Source organism: Cryobacterium arcticum, from assembly GCF_003185895.1.
In the GTDB taxonomy this organism is placed as follows: domain Bacteria; phylum Actinomycetota; class Actinomycetes; order Actinomycetales; family Microbacteriaceae; genus Cryobacterium; species Cryobacterium arcticum.
Map to the genome: position 1 here is coordinate 389,042 of NZ_QHLY01000012.1, position 15,332 is coordinate 404,373.

Consider the following 15,332-nt stretch of genomic DNA (forward strand, 5'->3'; position numbering starts at 1 on the left):
GTGCTCGAGATCGCCGGTCCGGTGCTCGACGCCCTCGCGCACGGGCACCGGGTCGCGATCGCAACGGTCACCCGGGTGCTCGGCAGCGCGCCGCGCACCCTCGGCACGGCGATGGCCGTGACGGATGCCGGTGCCGTGATCGGCAGCATTTCCGGCGGTTGTGTGGAGGGCGCGATCTACGAGAGCGCCCAGGAGGTGCTCGAGACCGGGCGCCCTCAACTGACCGAATTCGGAGTCAGCGACGACGACGCCTTCGCGGTAGGACTGAGCTGTGGTGGCACGGTCGAGGTGTTCCTGGCCGAGTTCGCGCCGGCGGGGGAGCGTAACACCCTGCCGGCCGCGGTGCGTGCCCAGTTGGAGCGAGCCGCCGCCGGCGAGGCCGCCGGGATCGCGCTGGTGGTCGCCGGCACCGGGGCGGGACTCATGGTGGTGCCGGAGGACGGCCCCGGGGACGCCGACGGCTCCGAGAACGGCGCCGACCCGGAGACAACGGCCGGCCTGGACGCCGACGCCGTGCGACGCATCCGGGCCGCGTTGCGCGCCGGCATCACCAGCGGCCGAAGTGTGGTGGGCACCGTCGACTGCGACGGGGCGACCAGTCGGGTGCTCTACCTGGTGGCCTCGACCCCGCCGCGCTGCCTGATCTTCGGCGCGGTGGACTTCGCCAGCGCGCTCTCGGCCGCGGCGTCGCTGCTCGGCTACCGGGTGACCGTTTGCGATGCTCGAGCAGTGTTCGCCACCGCCGAACGGTTCCCGACCGCGGCGGAGGTCGTGGTCGAGTGGCCGAGCGACTATCTCGCCCGCACCGAGACCGATGCCCGCACTATCGTGTGCGTGCTCACCCACGACGAGAAGTTCGACCTGCCGCTGCTGACCACGGCCCTGAACCTCGACGTCGCCTATGTGGGCGCGATGGGGTCCAGGCGCACGCACGAGCGACGGATGTCACGGCTGCGCGAGGCGGGTGTCTCCGCCGACGCACTGGACAGGTTGCACTCGCCGATCGGCCTGGACCTCGGCGCGAGCAGCCCGGAGGAGACCGCGGTGTCGATCCTCGCCGAGGTGCTCGTGGCCCGCTCCGGCGCGTCCGGGTCGCCGCTTCGCAGCAAGCCGGGCCCGATCCACCCCTCGCCGTAACCGAGGCAGGCCTGCTCGGGGCTGACCGGGATTTTCCTCTCGCCCTCACCCTCTTCGGGGGACGAAACAGGCGAGCCGCCGCATTAGCGTGCTCGTCGAGTCCACTGAATGGGAGGAACCACAATGACCACCACACGGCAGGCAACGGGCACCGCGACCGGTGCCGAAAATATGGACAACTACGGCACCTCCGGCTGGACCGGCTGGATCGTCTTCGCCGGCGTCATGATGCTGATGATGGGCGCGTTCCACGTCATCCAGGGCCTGGTCGCGCTCTTCCAGGACACCTACTACCTCGTCGGCCAGGAGGGACTGGTGGTGCAGGTCGACTACACGACCTGGGGCTGGGTGCACACGATCCTGGGCGCCGTGGTGATTCTCGCGGGCATCGCCCTGCTCGCCGGGCAGATGTGGGCCCGCGTCGTTGCGATCATCCTGGCCTTCGGCAGTGCCCTGGTGAACATCGCATTCCTCGGCGCCTACCCGCTCTGGTCTATCACCATGATCGCCATCGACGTTCTGGTGATCTACGCGGTGACCATGCACGGCAAGGAGATGAAGCCGATGACGGCGAGTCAGGGTCGGGCCAGTAGTGTCGAGGAATGACTGACCGGCTTCCCGACGTTGGCGCTGCGGAATCGCTGACAGAACCGCTGACGGCGGTCGCTCTGACCGAGTTCCTCCTGGGCCTCAACGGGGCCGAAGAGACCTATCCCTTCGGCCCCGAGGCCCGGGTGTTCAAGGTGCACGGCAAGGTCTTCGCCATCGACAACACCCCGGTTCATCGGGGCCTGTCCGAACCGACGGTCTCCATCACCGTGAAGGCCCTGCCCGAAAACGTGCCCCGGCTCATCCGGAGCGTTGCCGGCATCGACCCCGGGTACCACATGGCCAAGAAGCACTGGGTGACCGTGCGCCTGAACGGCACCGTGCCTGGTGGCCATGTGCAAGAACTGATCGCCGAATCGCACGCCATCGTGGTGGCGTCCCTGCCGAAGCGGGTGCGGCTCGGCCTCGAGGGTTAGCCCCTGACCGCGTTCACCACATTCATCAGGCGCCACAGCCGGTCGCGCGACATCGGCAGTTCGTAGGAGCGGATGCCGATGGCGTCGCGCACGGCGTTGGCCAGCGCGGGTGCCACCGGGTTGTACGGCGACTCGCTCATGGACTTGGCGCCGTATGGCCCCAGGTGGTCGGCGGTGTTTGCGAAGTACACCTCGGTCACCGGCAGGTCGGCCAGCTGCGGCACGTGGTAGTTGCGCAGCACCCGGGTCTCAACGGTTCCGGCGCCGTCGAGAATGAGTTCCTCGTACAGCGCGGTGCCGATGGCTTGCGCCGTGCCGCCCTCGATCTGGCCGCGGCACTGCTCGGGGTTCATCACGAAGCCGGCGTCCGCGCTCTGGATCGACTGCAGCATCCGCACCTCACCGGTGGCCGTGTTCACCGCGACCCGGAAGGCGTGCACGTTGAAGGCCAGTGAACGCTGACCGCCGTTCTCGCGGCCCACGGCAGTGAGGCCGGCCGTACCACCGGCGGGATCGCCGTCGGCGGGATCGACCAGGTCGGCCAGGGGCAGGAACAGGTCGCCGGAGCGGAGACCCTCTGCTTCGAGGCTGAATGAGTCCGCAGCCAGGCCGGAGCGGATCGCGGCTCTGCCGCGCAGCTGCTCGGCCAGGCTGAGCGCGGCGCCGTGCACGGCCTTGCCGGCCACGACCACGCCGGCCGAACCGAACGCGCCGGTGTCGTACTGGCTGGCGTCAGTGTCGGACTGCAGGATCGTGATGCGGTCGGGGCCGGTGTTCAACGCCGTCGCCGCGATCTGGGTGTGCACGGTGGTGGTGCCGTTGCCGAACTCGGCCGTGCCCACCCGCACGGTGTAGCGGTGGTCGGGCGTGAGGGTGATCGACGCCTCGGAGTAGTGGCCGCGGGGCGGGATGGTGGCGATCATCGACGACGCCATGCCCTCGCCGACCCGCCATTCGGGGCCGGCGGGGGCGGTGACACCGTTGCCGCGGGCCAGGGCCGCCTGGGCGAGGTCGAGGCACTGGTCGAGGCCGTAGCTGGCGAAACCGATATCGTCGCCCTCCTCGTGGGTGACCACGATCGGGTCGCCGGGCCGCACCGAGTTCAGCCGGCGCAGGTCGAACGGGTTCATGCCGAGCTTCACGGCGAGTTCGTCGAGGGCGCTCTCGATGCCGTAGATCACCTGCCCGAGGCCGTAGCCGCGGAAGGCGCCGGACGGCGGGTTGTTCGTGTACACGGCCTGCGCATCCACCCGCTTGTTGGGCACGTTGTACAGCGCCACGGATTCGCTGGTGCCGTGGAACATGACGCCGGGCCCGTGGTTGCCATAGGAACCGGTGTCGGAGAGCACATCGACGGCCAGGGCGGTGAGGCGGCCGTCGCTGGTGGCGCCGAGGGTGACGCCGACTCGCATGGGGTGCCGGGCGGGAGAGGCGGCGAGTTCGTCGGTTCGGGTGAATTCGTACTGCACCGGACGCCCGGTGGCGAGCACGGCCAGGGTGACCACGTCCTCGGTCAGGATCTCCTGCTTGCCGCCGAAGCCGCCGCCGACCCGCGTGGTGAACACGCGCACGGTGTCGAGGGGCAGGTCGAAGATGCGGCTGATCTCCTTCTGCACCAGGAACGGCACCTGTGAGCTGGTGCGCAGGACGAGCCGCTCGTTCTCCAGCCAGCCGATGGTGGCGTGGGTTTCAAGCTGGGTGTGCGCGATGCGCTGGGTCTGCCAGGTGCCGGTGACCACGGTGTCGGCGGCGGCGAGACCCGCGGCGAGGTCGCCGTATTCGCCGTGCAGCTCGGCGACCAGGTTGCGGGAGGGGTCGGCGAGCCGGCTGGTGGTGGCGTCCTTGTCGCCGTGCACGAGCGGGGCGCCGGGCTGGCGGGCTTCGTCGGGATCGAAGACCGCCGGTAGTTCCTCGTACTGCACGTCGAGCAGGCGGCAGGCGTGCTCGGCGATGCCGACTGAATCGGCCACGACGGCGGCGACCCGCTGTCCGCGATGGCGCATCACGGTGTCGAAGACCAGGCTGTCGTCGGGGTCGTCGAGGCGGCTCTCGTGCCGGGCCGAGGAGTACAGCGTGCCGGGGGAGTCGGCTGAGCTGAGCACAGCGTGCACCCCGGGCAGGGCGCGGGCAGCGGTGGCATCGATGGAGAGCACCCGGGCGTGGGCGTGCGGGCTCCGCAGCACGGCGAGGTGCAGCAGCCCAGGCACGGCCACGTCGAGCGTGTACGGTTCCTGACCGCTCACCACCCGGGCGGCGGCGGGCGCGCGCAAGGAGCCGCCGACCTGACCGTCGGTGGCGGAGGTGCGGGCGGTGCGGGGCTTGGTGGACCGGAGCGGGCCGAGGCCGGTGACGGGTGCGGCAGCCGGCGTGTGCTGGTGGGCCGCATGGTCATGGGCGTTGCCATGCCCGTGGTCATGCCCGTCGTCGCCGGGTTCGGGGTGTTCGTGTTCGTTCCCACAGCCGCCGTCGGCCGGGGTGTGCCGGTCGCGGATGGCGTCGTCGATGGCCCGGTAGCCGGTGCAGCGGCAGAGGTTGCCCTTGAGCAGCCGGGGCAGGTCGTGCAACTGGTGCTCCTGGAGGGTGGACGCCGTCACGATCATGCCCGGCGTGCAGAATCCGCACTGGAATCCGGCGGCATCGATGAAGCGCTGCTGGATCGGGGCGAGGTTCTCCGGGCTGCCGATACCGGTCGCCGTGGTGACCTTTCGGTTCTCGGCGCGGTAGGCAGGGTAGATGCAGGAGTGCACCGGGGTGCCGTCGACGAGCACGGAGCACGCGCCGCAGTCGCCGGTGTCACAGCCCTTCTTGACCTCGAAGTGCTCGTTGGCGCGCAGGTAGGTGCGCAGCACCTGGCCGGCAGCGGCCGGGGCGTCCAGCGGTTGTCCGTTCACGCTCAGCTTCATGCGCGGCTCCCGCCCTGGTCGTTGCCGGCTTCGTTCCTGGGTCCGGCCAGCTCCTGCCGGATCTCCTCGCCGAGAAGCCCGCTCACCGCGCGGCGCCAGTCGGCGGCGCCGTGCGCATCGCTGAACCAGGCGTCGATGGCGGCGATGTCGGCGGCCAGGTCGACGGCGTCGGGCACGGCCGGGTACCGCAGCTGCACCGGGCGCACGGTGCCACCGGTCACAGTGAGAACGAAGACTCCGTCGACGTCGAGCCGGCCGATCAGCACGGCGCCGGAGCGGCCGAGGGGCGAGAGTGCGATCTTGCGGTACGCGGTGCGGGCCTCCAGCGTCGAGGCCGGCACGTGGATCGACCTGAGCACGTCGCCGGGGGCGAGCACATTGGTGGTGTTGCCGGTCACGAAGTCGACGGCGGGCATCCAATGGTCGCTACCGTCGGCGCGCCAGATGAGCAGCTGGGCGTCGAGTGCGGCGGTGAGGCAGATCATCGGACCGGCGGGCAGGGAGGTGCACAGGTTGCCGCCGACGGTGGCGACGTTCCAGACCTTGAACGAGCCGAACAGGGCGGTGCAGGCCTGGTGAAACACCGGGTGGGCGGCCCAGCCGGGCTGGGTGGGCAGGGCGGCGAGGTCGGCGAGGGTGCAGGTGGCGGCGATCTCGAGGCCGTCGGCGGAGACGGTGAGGGGCGGCCAGAGCATTGTCTGCAGGTCGACCAGGCCGGTGAGGTGGATGCGGGGGTCGGCGAAGAGCTCGGAGCCGCCGGCGAGCGGAACAATCGCTGGGCCGAGCGCGGCGAGGTCAGCCCGGGTATGGGCCGGCGTGATGGTCGCAACGGTGGTCAGATCCATCGATGCCTCCTTCGTCGAGGCTGCCAGGGCAGCCGGGGGTGCCGGCGCCGCCTTCGGGCGGCGCCGTTGGGCATCCGTTCGGGTGCCAGCACCCTAGTCAAGCGCAGCATTGTGTCGCGGATGTAAACCACGCGAGCAGACCCCAGCAGATGCCCAGTTTTGGGGTGGCGTGCCGGCGCCCGGCCGGCGCCTCTGCGAGCCACCCGCGCGGTGTAAGTGTTGCCCGTGCGGACTTCTGCGCCCGGCGCACCGGCCGCAGAAGTCCGCTTCGGTAACAGTTTCCGGCGGGGGAGCCGTTCGGGCCGTGCCTTGGGCCGGTGCGGTCAGCCGAGGGCGGCGACCCACTCGGTGGTGCCGTCGATGAAACCCTGTTCCTTCCAGATCGGCACCCGCGACTTGATCTCGTCGACGAGGGCCGCACAGGCGGCGAACGCTTCAGCGCGGTGCGCCGAGGCGACGGCGCAGGCCAGCGCAATGTCGCCGATGCCCAGGTCGCCCACCCGGTGGGCGGCCGCGATCCGGCAGCCGGGGTGGGCGAGCGCGATGTCCGCCGCCACCTCGGCCAACACAGCCTGAGCGCTCGGATGCGCGCTGTAGCGCAACCAGGTCACGCCGCGGTCCTCATCGTGATTGCGCACCACACCGGCAAACGACACCACGGCGCCGGCGGTCGCGTCGCCGACGGCATCCGTGCACTCGTCGACGGTGATGGCGGTCTCGTCGACACGGGCGAACAGCACGGCGCCCGGTGTCGAACCGGGGTGCGTCGCACCGGTGCTCGTCGATGCGGGCTCAGTGGTCATGCGGGGTCTCCTTGACCGCCGAAGCGGTGGTGTTCGTCTGGCGAGCCGACGCGGACGGGGCGGCGTGGTCGACGCCGTGCACCTGGTCAAGCAGGTGGTCGAGCACTTCGGCCAGCACTCCGAGGCCGTCGCGCACGCCGCCGGTGGATCCGGGCAGGTTGATCACGACCGTGCGACCGCGGGCGATGCCCGCATGCCCGCGGGAGAGCACCGCGAGCGGGGTGGAGGCGGTACCGCGACGGCGCAGTTCCTCCATGATGCCGGGCAGTTCCCGATCCAGCTGCGGCAAGGTCTGCTCCGGGGTCTGGTCGGTGGGGCTCACACCGGTTCCGCCGGTGGTGATCACCAGGTCGAGGCCGGCCTCGATGGCGGCCGCCAGGGCGTCACCCACGGGAACGCCGTCGGCAACGACGGCCCGGTCGAGCACGATCCAGCCCCGCTCACCGAGCCAGGCGTCGATGACGGGACCGGTGCGGTCGCGGTACACGCCTTGGGCCGCACGGGTCGACGCGACGATGACCTGGGCGGTGCGGCCCCGGCCGCGGCCGACCGGTCGCTCGGGCGGCGCTGCGGCCTTGCCGGCGGGGGTCATTCCACGCTCCAGTCGCCGCTCTTGCCGCCGGACTTCGCCAGCACCCTGATGTCGGTGAGCACGGCGTGCTTGTCCACCGCCTTGATCATGTCGTAGAGGGTGAGCGCCGCCACCGACACCGCGGTGAGCGCCTCCATCTCCACCCCGGTCACTCCGGTGGTCTTCACCGTCGCGGTGATCAGCACCCGGTCCGTGCCCGGTTCGAAGTCGACGGTGGCACCGCTGATCGGCAGCGGGTGGCAGAGCGGGATCAGCGCCGAGGTCTGCTTGGCACCCAGGATGCCGGCCACCCTGGCCACCGCGAGGGCCTCGCCCTTGGGCAGCCGGCCGGCCACGATCAGGTCGATCACGTCTGGCCGGGTGAGAAGCGTGGCCGTGGCCGTGGCCCGCCGCTTGGTGACCGGTTTGTCGGTGACGTCCACCATCACGGCGGCGCCGTCCGCACGCACGTGGCTCAGGCCGGCGCCGTGCGCGGTGTCGGGGTGGCTCTGGTCAGTCATCGATACTCCAATACTCGGCGGTCTCGCCCGCGGTCATGCTGTCGACACCGACGGGCAGGTGCACCAGCACCGTCGCGGCCGCATAGGAATGCAGGAGGTGCGAACTCGCACCACCAACCAGGTCAAGGGTGCCGTCGGCGAGCAGGATGCCGCGGCGCAGCTGGTGCTTGCCGGCCGGCGAGTGCACGTCGTGCGCCAGTGGTGCCCGGCCGATGGTGCGGTCGGGCCGGGGCAGCCCGGCCAGGCGGCGCAGCACCGGACGCAGGAACACCTCGAACGAGATGAGCGCACTGACCGGGTTGCCGGGGAAGGTCAGCACGGGAACGGTCGCGCGGGCGCCGGCACCGGGCAGGGTGATCTCGCCGAGCCCCTGCGGGCCGCCGGGCTGCATGGCCACGTGCAGGAAGACCACGCCGAGCGGTCCGAGCGCATCCCGCACCACCTCCCGAGCGCCGGCGCTGACGCCGCCGACGGTGACGACGAGGTCCACCACGGCGGCATCGGCCAGCAACTCGAGCAGGTCGGCGGCGTCGTCGGAACGGCACGGCCGGGCGAACACCGTGCACCCGGCCTCGCGCAGTGCCTGGCTGAGGATGACGCTGTTGGAGTCGTAGATCTGCCCGGCGGCCAGGTCGCTGCCGGGCTCGCGGATCTCGTGGCCGGTCGCGATGAGCAGCACCCGGATGCGCCGGTACACCTCGATCTCGGTGACGCCGGCGCCCGCGAGCACTCCGAGTTGCGCCGGTCCGAGAGCGGCTCCGGCAGCAAGGAGCACCTCGCCGACACGCACGTCGCTGCCGGTGGGGCGCACGAAAGTGCCGGGAGCGACGGCCGCCGCGAACGACACCGTGCCGAATGACACCGTGCCGAACGACACCGTGCCGTCCGGCTCGGCCGCCACGACATGGTCGACCGGCAGGAAGCGCGGCGGATCGGCCTGCTCGATCGGCACGACGGCATCCGCACCGGCGGGAATCGGAGCGCCGGTCATGATCGGCGCCGCGCTGCCCGGCGCGAGCGGCGCACCGGGGTCGCCGGCGGCGATGCGATCGGCGACCGTCAAGGGCACCGGGGTGCCGGCCGACGCCGTGGCGAGGTCGGCGGAGCGCACCGCGTAGCCGTCCATTTGGGAGTTGTCGAACGGGGGCAGAGCCACCGGGGAGACCACCGCGGTCGCCAGGGTGCGGCCGCGGTAGGTGTCGGGATCCGCATTGAGCCGGGCGCTGGAGACGGCGAGGGTCTCGGTGACCCGGGCGGGGAACAGCGGCGCGAGAAGCGTCGCCACATCCTGCCGGTACTGCTGAATTGTGCGCGCGCTCATGGCACCATCTTGCCGCACGGGCCTGACCGTGTCGCCCCGAGCATGGCTCTTGAAGGCCGCGGCGCCCGGGCGTATCGTGCCTCGAACGACTGACGCCAGCGCGAAACCGGAAGGGCCGATCATGGGACGACTCGTGGTGCAACAATTCGTCACCGCCGACGGTTTCGCCGCCAACCTGGATGGGGAATTCACCGCCTACGAACTGCTCGATGGCGGCACCACCGAATTCGACAAGAGCCAGGCGGAGTGGCTGACCGGAGTGGATGCCATGGTGCTCGGCGCCACGACCTACCGGATGTTCGCCGGCTACTGGCCCACCGCCGAAGCCGCGAATGAGATCATCGCCGCTCCGCTGAACGCCCTGCGCCGGCACGTCTTCTCCACCACCCTCAGCCATGCCCCGTGGGGCGACCTGCCGGCGGCCGCGCTGGAATCCGGCGATGCCGTCGAAGCCATCCGCCGGATCAAGGACGAGACCGCGGGCATCGTGGTGCTCTGGGGCAGTCTCACCCTGAGCCGGGCGTTCTTCGCCGCCCACGAGGTGGACGAGGTGCGCCTGGTGGTGATGCCGGTCGTGATCGGGGCCGGCCTCGGTGCCTTCCCGCCCGGCACCGACCCAGTGGTGCTCGACCTGCTCGGGGCGGCGACCTACGACGACGGCCTCGTCGAACTGCGCTACGCCGTGCGGCCTCCGCCGGAGTGGTGAGCCGTCGTAGGCTGGACGCGGCGGCTGGTTGACACCGGCCGCGCCAGACGAGGAGTGCAATCAGGATGCAGGTGCAGGTGCGTTACTTCGCCGCGGCGAAGGCCGCGACGGGTGTGGCAGAAGAGACCAGGGTACTGCCGGCCGGGGCGACCATCGGCGCTTTCCTCGACGACCTCGGCAGCACGTCACCAGCGATGTTCGCGCGGTGCTCGTTCATCGTGAACGGCACTGCGACGACCGACCGGGCCCGGGTGCTCACCGACGGTGACAGCCTCGACGTTCTGCCGCCGTTCGCCGGCGGCTGACCCGCGCATCAGCCACGCCGGTACGCCCCGTTGATCCGGTCCGCGCCCGGCTAGGGGGTCACCACGGCGAAGGCCGGATCCGGGCTGTCGAGCAGGCTCAACAGCCGGTCGAGCACCGCGTGGTCCCCGGTGGTGTCGGCGCCGGCGAACGAGCCGTGGGCCAGAGCCTCGGCCAGCCTGGCGCGGCTGATCCGCACCGTGAGGTCCGCGGGCTTCGGTTTCGCCACCGGTTGGTGCACCAGGGCGCCGTGGCTGAGTTCCATGGTGTACAACTCCCTGCTGTCGGTGATCATCCAGGTGATCACGAAGCTCTCGGCCCACGCCCGCGGCCCCACCACCCGGATGGCCAGGGTGTCGAACAGCTGGGTGACGGTGAGGGCGGCGAGCAGCCCGCCGGCAGCCAGGTCGGTGCGGCTCACGCCGTAGCGCAGCTCGTTCGCGCCGGTCAGGTAGGCGTTCCGCCAGGTGGCGTTCTCGGCCCCGTGTCCCAGCCGTTCCAGCCCGGTGGCCAGGAGCTCCCGTGCGGCGTCGTCGCCGGGGGCGGCGAACACAGCGTGGCTGGCCAGCTCTACGGCGAAGCGCAGGTCGCCGTTGTCGAGGTATCGCCTGGCGTGTTCGAGGGTGGCGCCGACGCCGCCGAACACCTCCACGTACCGGGTGGCGGCGGCGGTCGGCGGATGCTGCCACAGGTGCGCCGGGTTGCCGTCGTACCAGCCCAGGTAGCGCTGGTAAATCGCCTTGACGTTGTGGCTCACCGAGCCGTAGTACCCGCGGGCATGGTCGCGTGCCGCCAGCTCCGGCGGCAGCTCGAAGTCCTCCGCGATCTCGCTGCCGGTGAGGCCCTGGTTCATCAGCCGCACGGTCTGGTCGTGCAGGTAGGCGTAGAGGTCGCGCTGCTCGGTGAGGAAGGTGACGATGTCCTCGGTTCCCCAGGTGGGCCAGTGGTGCGAGGCGAATTCCACCTCGGCATCGTGCGCAAACAGCTCGATCGCCTCGGCCAGGTAGCGTGACCACATCCGCGCATCGCGCACCTGGGCGCCGCGCAGGGTGAGCAGGTTGTGCAGGGTGTGGGTGGCGTTCTCGGCCATGCAGAGCGCGCGATGCGCGGGAAAGTACAGGTTCATCTCCGACGGGCATTCGGTGCCCGGAGTGAGCTGGAAGACGATGCGCACTCCGTCGAGCACTTCCTCCTGGCCGGTGCGGGTGATCTCCAGGGTGGGAGGGATCAGGCCGATGCTGCCGGTGGACGCCCCGGCACCGAGGCCGATGCCGACCCGGCCGACGGCGGTGCGGGCCAGCGGATGGCCGTCGTAATAGTAGCCGCGCCGGAACATCGCGGTTCCGGCATACACGTTCTCCGACACCGCGTTGTCGAGAAAGTGCTCGGGTGCGACGACGGGGATGTCGGCGTCGGCCTCCACCACGCCGAGCACCCCGCCGAAGTGGTCGGCGTGCGCGTGGGTGTAGACGATCGCGGTGACCGGACGGTCGCCGCGGTGCCGGCGGTAGAGGGCCAGCGCGGCTTCCGCGGTCTCGGCGGAGATCAACGGGTCGATCACGATCACGCCGCGGTCGCCCTCCACGAAGGTCACGTTGGAGAGGTCGAAGCCGCGCACCTGGTAGATCCCGGTCGTGACCTCGTAGAGGCCGTGTCTGGCGGTCAGGGAGCTCTGCCGCCAGAGATGATCGTCGACGCTCTCCGAACCGTCACCGGCCAGGAACGCGAGGGCATCCATGTCCCAGACGATCCGGCCGTCGGCGGCATGGATCACCATCGGATCAATGGTGCCGAGAAAGCCCCGGTCGGAGTTCTGCTCGTCGGAGTCGTCCTCAACCATGATGATCACCCTGTCTGGCAGGCCGGGAAGGAGGCCCGTTGCGCACACCATATAACCGGCACGCGGTTTGTGGTGCTGGTGCTGCCGTCCGGTCAGTACCGGGGGAGCGCCGGTTCGACCTGGCGTACCCAGTCGTCGATGCCGCCGGCCAGGTGGGTCACATTCGACCAGCCGTTGTCGCGCAGCACTCCGCGGGCGTACTCGGAGCGGGTGCCGTGGTGGCAGTACAGGATGACCCGGTCGTCGGGGGCCATCACGGCGCGGGCCTGATCGGTGAGCAGCTGGGCCATCGGCACCAGCGCGGAGCCGTCGATGGCGACGATCTCGCGCTCCCACGGTTCCCGGATGTCGACGAGAACGAAGTCGGCGGCGCCCGCCCGCCGCGCGGCCAGCAGGGAGGCCAGCTCGGCCGAGGAGACCTCCTCGGCCGGCTCGGCGTTCTCCGCGGGCGCCGCTGCGGTCGCCGTGACCGGCGTCGGGTGGGGGTGCACCTGGTTGTGGCTGGTGTCGCGGGGTGGACCGGTCACAGACTCGGGCACGGCAGACTCGGGCACGGCTGACTCGGGCGCGGCTGACTCGGGCGCGGCTGACTCGGCGGAGGAGGCGGCGTCATCCGTCGGCGGCACGGTGCCCCCGGTCGGGGCGGCACCGTACGGCACCTCCCGCCAGGAGCCGTCGAGGCCGTCGTGCACGAGCAGCCGGCCGAACAGGGGCTCGCCGAAGCCCACGATGAGTTTGAGGGTCTCGGTGGCCATGGCCGCGCCGATGCCGGCGCAGACCGAACCGAGCACGCCGGCGATCGCGCAGGTCTCGGCCTCGTCGGCGCCGGGGGTGGTGGGAAAGAGGTCCTCGAGCCGGGTGCCGCCGGCGGGGCCGTCGACCCAGAACACCGTGACCAGGCCGTCGAAACGCAGCACGGATCCCCAGACGTAGGGCTTGTGCAGCAGGGCGGCCGCGTCGTGGGCGAGGTGGCGGGTGGCGAAGTTGTCGGTGCCGTCGACCACGATGTCGTAGTCGGCCAGCAGGGTGAGCACGTTGGCGGCGGTGAGACGGGTCTGATGGGCAACGACCTCGATCAGCGGGTTGCGGGCGCGCAGGGCGGCCGCGGCGGCTTCGGCTTTGGGCTGGGCCAGGTCGTCCATGTCGTAGATCGTCTGGCGCTGCAGGTTGGACAACTCGACGCTGTCGGAATCGACGATGCCGATAGTGCCGACCCCCGCCGCGGCCAGGGCGGTGAGTACCGGGGAGCCCAGCCCGCCGGCACCGATCATCAGTACCCGGGCGGCGGCCAGCCGGCGCTGGCCGGTGTCGCCGATCTGGTCGAGGGCGATCTGGCGGGCATAGCGTTGGCGGTGGCCGGCGCTCAGCGGCGGCCCGGGCGAGACGAGCGGAACGTGCGGCATGACGGGCCTTTCTGCGGTGCTTCCAGCCTAAGCCTGTGCCGAGCGCAGCCGTCGTCATCATCGGTTGCGAACCTCGGTTCCGCCGGAACGGGGCGGTATCCTGAAGTATGACGTTCGTTGCACCACCCTCCGCTCTCGCATCTGATCAGACACCGCGTGACCAGAAACCGCGTGCTGATCAAACGTTGAGCGCCGACGAGGTGCTGCGCATCCGCAACGACTTCCCGGTGCTGCACCAGCTGGTGAACGGGCATCCACTCAACTACCTCGACTCCGGCGCCACCTCGCAGAACCCGATCAGCGTGATGGAAGCCGAGCAGGAGTACTACGAGCAACGCAATGCCGCCGTGCATCGCGGCGCGCACACCCTGGCGTTCGCCGCCACCGAAGTGTTCGAGGCCGCGCGAGCCACGGTCGCGACATTCGTCGGTGCCCCGGAGAATTCGATCGTCTGGACCTCCAACGCCACCGAGGGTGTGAACCTGGTGTCGTACTCGTTCAGCAACGCGTCCCTCGGGCTCGGCGCCCCGGCATCCGCCCGGTTCAGACTGGGTGCGGGCGACGAGATCGTCGTCACCGAGATGGAGCACCACTCCAACCTGATTCCGTGGCAGCAGCTGGCGCTCCGCACCGGGGCGACCCTGCGGTTCATTCCGGTGCTCGACGACGGCACCCTCGACCTGGCCGCGGCGGCGCAGATTGTGAACCCGCGCACCCGGCTGCTGGCCGTCACCCACGCCTCCAACGTGGTGGGCACCATCAACCCGATCGCCGAGCTCGTGCAGCTCGCTCACGCCGTCGACGCCCTGGTCTTCCTCGATGCCTGCCAGTCGGTGCCGCACCTGGCCATCGACCTGACCGCGCTCGACGTGGACTTCGCCGTCTTTTCCGGGCACAAGATGCTCGGCCCCACCGGCATCGGCGTGCTCTACGGCAAGGCCGAGTTGCTGGCCGACATGCCGCCGTTCCTCACCGGCGGCTCGATGATCACCACCGTCGATATGCAGACCGCCGAGTTCCTCGCCCCGCCGCAGCGGTTCGAGGCCGGCACCCAGCGCATCTCCCAGGCGCTCGCCCTGGCCTCCGCGGTCGACTACCTCGACCACACCGGTATGGGTCGCATCCGCGCCCGCGAGGCCGAGCTCGGCCGCCGGCTCGTCGAGGGCGTCACCTCCATCCCCGGCGTGCGCCTGCTCGGCCCCGGTGTCGGCGTCGAACGCATCGGCCTGGCCGCGGTGGATGTCGCGGGCGTGCACGCGCACGACGTGGGCCAGTTCCTCGACGAGGCCGGCATCGCCGTGCGCGTCGGGCATCACTGCGCCCAACCGCTGCACCGCCGGCTGGGCGTCACCGCGTCCACCCGCGCCAGCACCTACCTGTACACGACCGACGACGAGGTCGACCAGTTCCTGGCCGTGCTCGCCGAGGTCGCCCCGTTCTTCGGAGTGTCACGATGACCTCGTCCGCCATGCAGCAGCTCTACCAGCAGATCATCCTCGACCACGCCAAGTCCGCCCACGGCGCCGTCCCCGAGCTGCCCACTCTCGACGCCGGCTCGGTCTCCGCAGCGGGTCTTCGCCAGGCGCAGTCCCACCAGGTGAACACCACCTGCGGCGACGAGGTCACCGTGCGCGTCGGCCTGACCGGTGCCGGCACGGACGCCGAGATCGACGAGTTCGCCTGGCGCGGCGCCGGCTGCTCGATCTCGATGGCGTCCGCATCCGTGCTCAACGACACCGTGCGCGGCACCAGCGTGGCCGAGTCCGAGGCCATGCTCAACCTCTTCCGTGAGATGCTGCGCTCCCGCGGCACCATCGAACCCGACGAAGAGGTGCTGGGCGACGCCGCCGCGTTCGCCGGGGTCTCGAAGTACCCGGCCCGGGTCAAGTGCGCGATGCTGCCCTGGGTGGCGTTCGAAGCGGCCCTGCTGCAGCTGCGCTGACCCGCCCGGCGC

Annotated in this window: 15 protein-coding genes; 7 read left to right on the plus strand and 8 right to left on the minus strand. The window is 70.7% G+C overall.

What is annotated here, in order from left to right; translation table 11 throughout:
* The 3 genes from CTB96_RS11495 to CTB96_RS11505 all read left to right on the plus strand — a co-directional run bounded on the left by CTB96_RS11495 (position 1) and on the right by CTB96_RS11505 (position 2,162).
* Positions 1-1,137, plus strand: coding sequence for an XdhC family protein (locus tag CTB96_RS11495; protein ID WP_110127042.1), 1,137 nt, complete (start codon positions 1-3; stop codon positions 1,135-1,137).
* A 123-nt stretch (positions 1,138-1,260) separates the two neighbouring features.
* Positions 1,261-1,743, plus strand: a complete 483-nt coding sequence (locus tag CTB96_RS11500) for a DUF7144 family membrane protein (protein WP_110127043.1) — start codon at positions 1,261-1,263, stop codon at positions 1,741-1,743.
* Positions 1,740-2,162, plus strand: coding sequence for an MmcQ/YjbR family DNA-binding protein (locus CTB96_RS11505; RefSeq protein ID WP_110127044.1), 423 nt, complete (start codon positions 1,740-1,742; stop codon positions 2,160-2,162). The genes CTB96_RS11500 and CTB96_RS11505 overlap by 4 nt, the downstream gene beginning before the upstream one ends.
* Here the strand turns inward: CTB96_RS11505 and CTB96_RS11510 are convergent.
* The 6 genes from CTB96_RS11510 to CTB96_RS11535 form a co-directional block, all read right to left on the minus strand.
* Positions 2,159-5,065 (minus strand): molybdopterin-dependent oxidoreductase, encoded by a 2,907-nt coding sequence (locus CTB96_RS11510; RefSeq protein WP_110127045.1) that lies wholly within the window; start codon positions 5,063-5,065, stop codon positions 2,159-2,161. The two genes, CTB96_RS11505 and CTB96_RS11510, sit on opposite strands and share 4 nt — an antisense overlap.
* A complete protein-coding gene (locus CTB96_RS11515; RefSeq protein ID WP_110127046.1) occupies positions 5,062-5,910 on the minus strand; it encodes an FAD binding domain-containing protein in 849 nt (282 codons plus the stop codon). The genes CTB96_RS11510 and CTB96_RS11515 overlap by 4 nt, the downstream gene beginning before the upstream one ends.
* 323 nt (positions 5,911-6,233) lie before the next feature.
* Positions 6,234-6,713 carry a molybdenum cofactor biosynthesis protein MoaE gene (locus CTB96_RS11520; RefSeq protein ID WP_181397241.1) on the minus strand — a complete coding sequence of 160 codons (480 nt, stop codon included), beginning with the start codon at positions 6,711-6,713 and terminating at the stop codon, positions 6,234-6,236.
* The gene (locus CTB96_RS11525) at positions 6,703-7,305 is read right to left on the minus strand and encodes a MogA/MoaB family molybdenum cofactor biosynthesis protein (protein ID WP_110127047.1); all 603 of its coding nucleotides are present in this window, start codon (positions 7,303-7,305) and stop codon (positions 6,703-6,705) included. The genes CTB96_RS11520 and CTB96_RS11525 overlap by 11 nt, the downstream gene beginning before the upstream one ends.
* Positions 7,302-7,805: a cyclic pyranopterin monophosphate synthase MoaC gene (moaC, locus tag CTB96_RS11530; RefSeq protein WP_110127048.1), complete on the minus strand. Its 504-nt coding sequence runs from the start codon at positions 7,803-7,805 to the stop codon at positions 7,302-7,304. The genes CTB96_RS11525 and moaC overlap by 4 nt, the downstream gene beginning before the upstream one ends.
* Entirely contained in the window at positions 7,798-9,126 is a 1,329-nt protein-coding gene (locus CTB96_RS11535) for a molybdopterin molybdotransferase MoeA (RefSeq protein ID WP_110128448.1), read from the minus strand. The genes moaC and CTB96_RS11535 overlap by 8 nt, the downstream gene beginning before the upstream one ends.
* A gap of 121 nt (positions 9,127-9,247) precedes the next feature.
* Between CTB96_RS11535 and CTB96_RS11540 the strand changes: the two genes are divergently transcribed.
* Both CTB96_RS11540 and CTB96_RS11545 read left to right on the plus strand, forming a co-directional pair.
* Positions 9,248-9,832, plus strand: coding sequence for a dihydrofolate reductase family protein (locus CTB96_RS11540; RefSeq protein WP_110127049.1), 585 nt, complete (start codon positions 9,248-9,250; stop codon positions 9,830-9,832).
* A gap of 65 nt (positions 9,833-9,897) precedes the next feature.
* Entirely contained in the window at positions 9,898-10,137 is a 240-nt protein-coding gene (locus CTB96_RS11545; RefSeq protein ID WP_110127050.1) for a MoaD/ThiS family protein, read from the plus strand.
* A 50-nt stretch (positions 10,138-10,187) separates the two neighbouring features.
* Here the strand turns inward: CTB96_RS11545 and CTB96_RS11550 are convergent, their stop codons facing one another.
* The gene (locus CTB96_RS11550; RefSeq protein ID WP_110128449.1) at positions 10,188-11,975 is read right to left on the minus strand and encodes an alkyl/aryl-sulfatase; all 1,788 of its coding nucleotides are present in this window, start codon (positions 11,973-11,975) and stop codon (positions 10,188-10,190) included.
* A 92-nt stretch (positions 11,976-12,067) separates the two neighbouring features.
* The gene (locus tag CTB96_RS11555; protein ID WP_110127051.1) at positions 12,068-13,378 is read right to left on the minus strand and encodes a ThiF family adenylyltransferase; all 1,311 of its coding nucleotides are present in this window, start codon (positions 13,376-13,378) and stop codon (positions 12,068-12,070) included.
* Positions 13,379-13,485: 107 nt separating this feature from the next.
* Between CTB96_RS11555 and CTB96_RS11560 the strand changes: the two genes are divergently transcribed.
* Both CTB96_RS11560 and sufU read left to right on the plus strand, forming a co-directional pair.
* Positions 13,486-14,835 (plus strand): aminotransferase class V-fold PLP-dependent enzyme, encoded by a 1,350-nt coding sequence (locus CTB96_RS11560; RefSeq protein WP_110127052.1) that lies wholly within the window; start codon positions 13,486-13,488, stop codon positions 14,833-14,835.
* Positions 14,832-15,320 carry a Fe-S cluster assembly sulfur transfer protein SufU gene (sufU, locus tag CTB96_RS11565; RefSeq protein ID WP_110127053.1) on the plus strand — a complete coding sequence of 163 codons (489 nt, stop codon included), beginning with the start codon at positions 14,832-14,834 and terminating at the stop codon, positions 15,318-15,320. Before CTB96_RS11560 ends, sufU begins: the two co-directional genes overlap by 4 nt.
* Positions 15,321-15,332 lie beyond the last annotated feature (12 nt).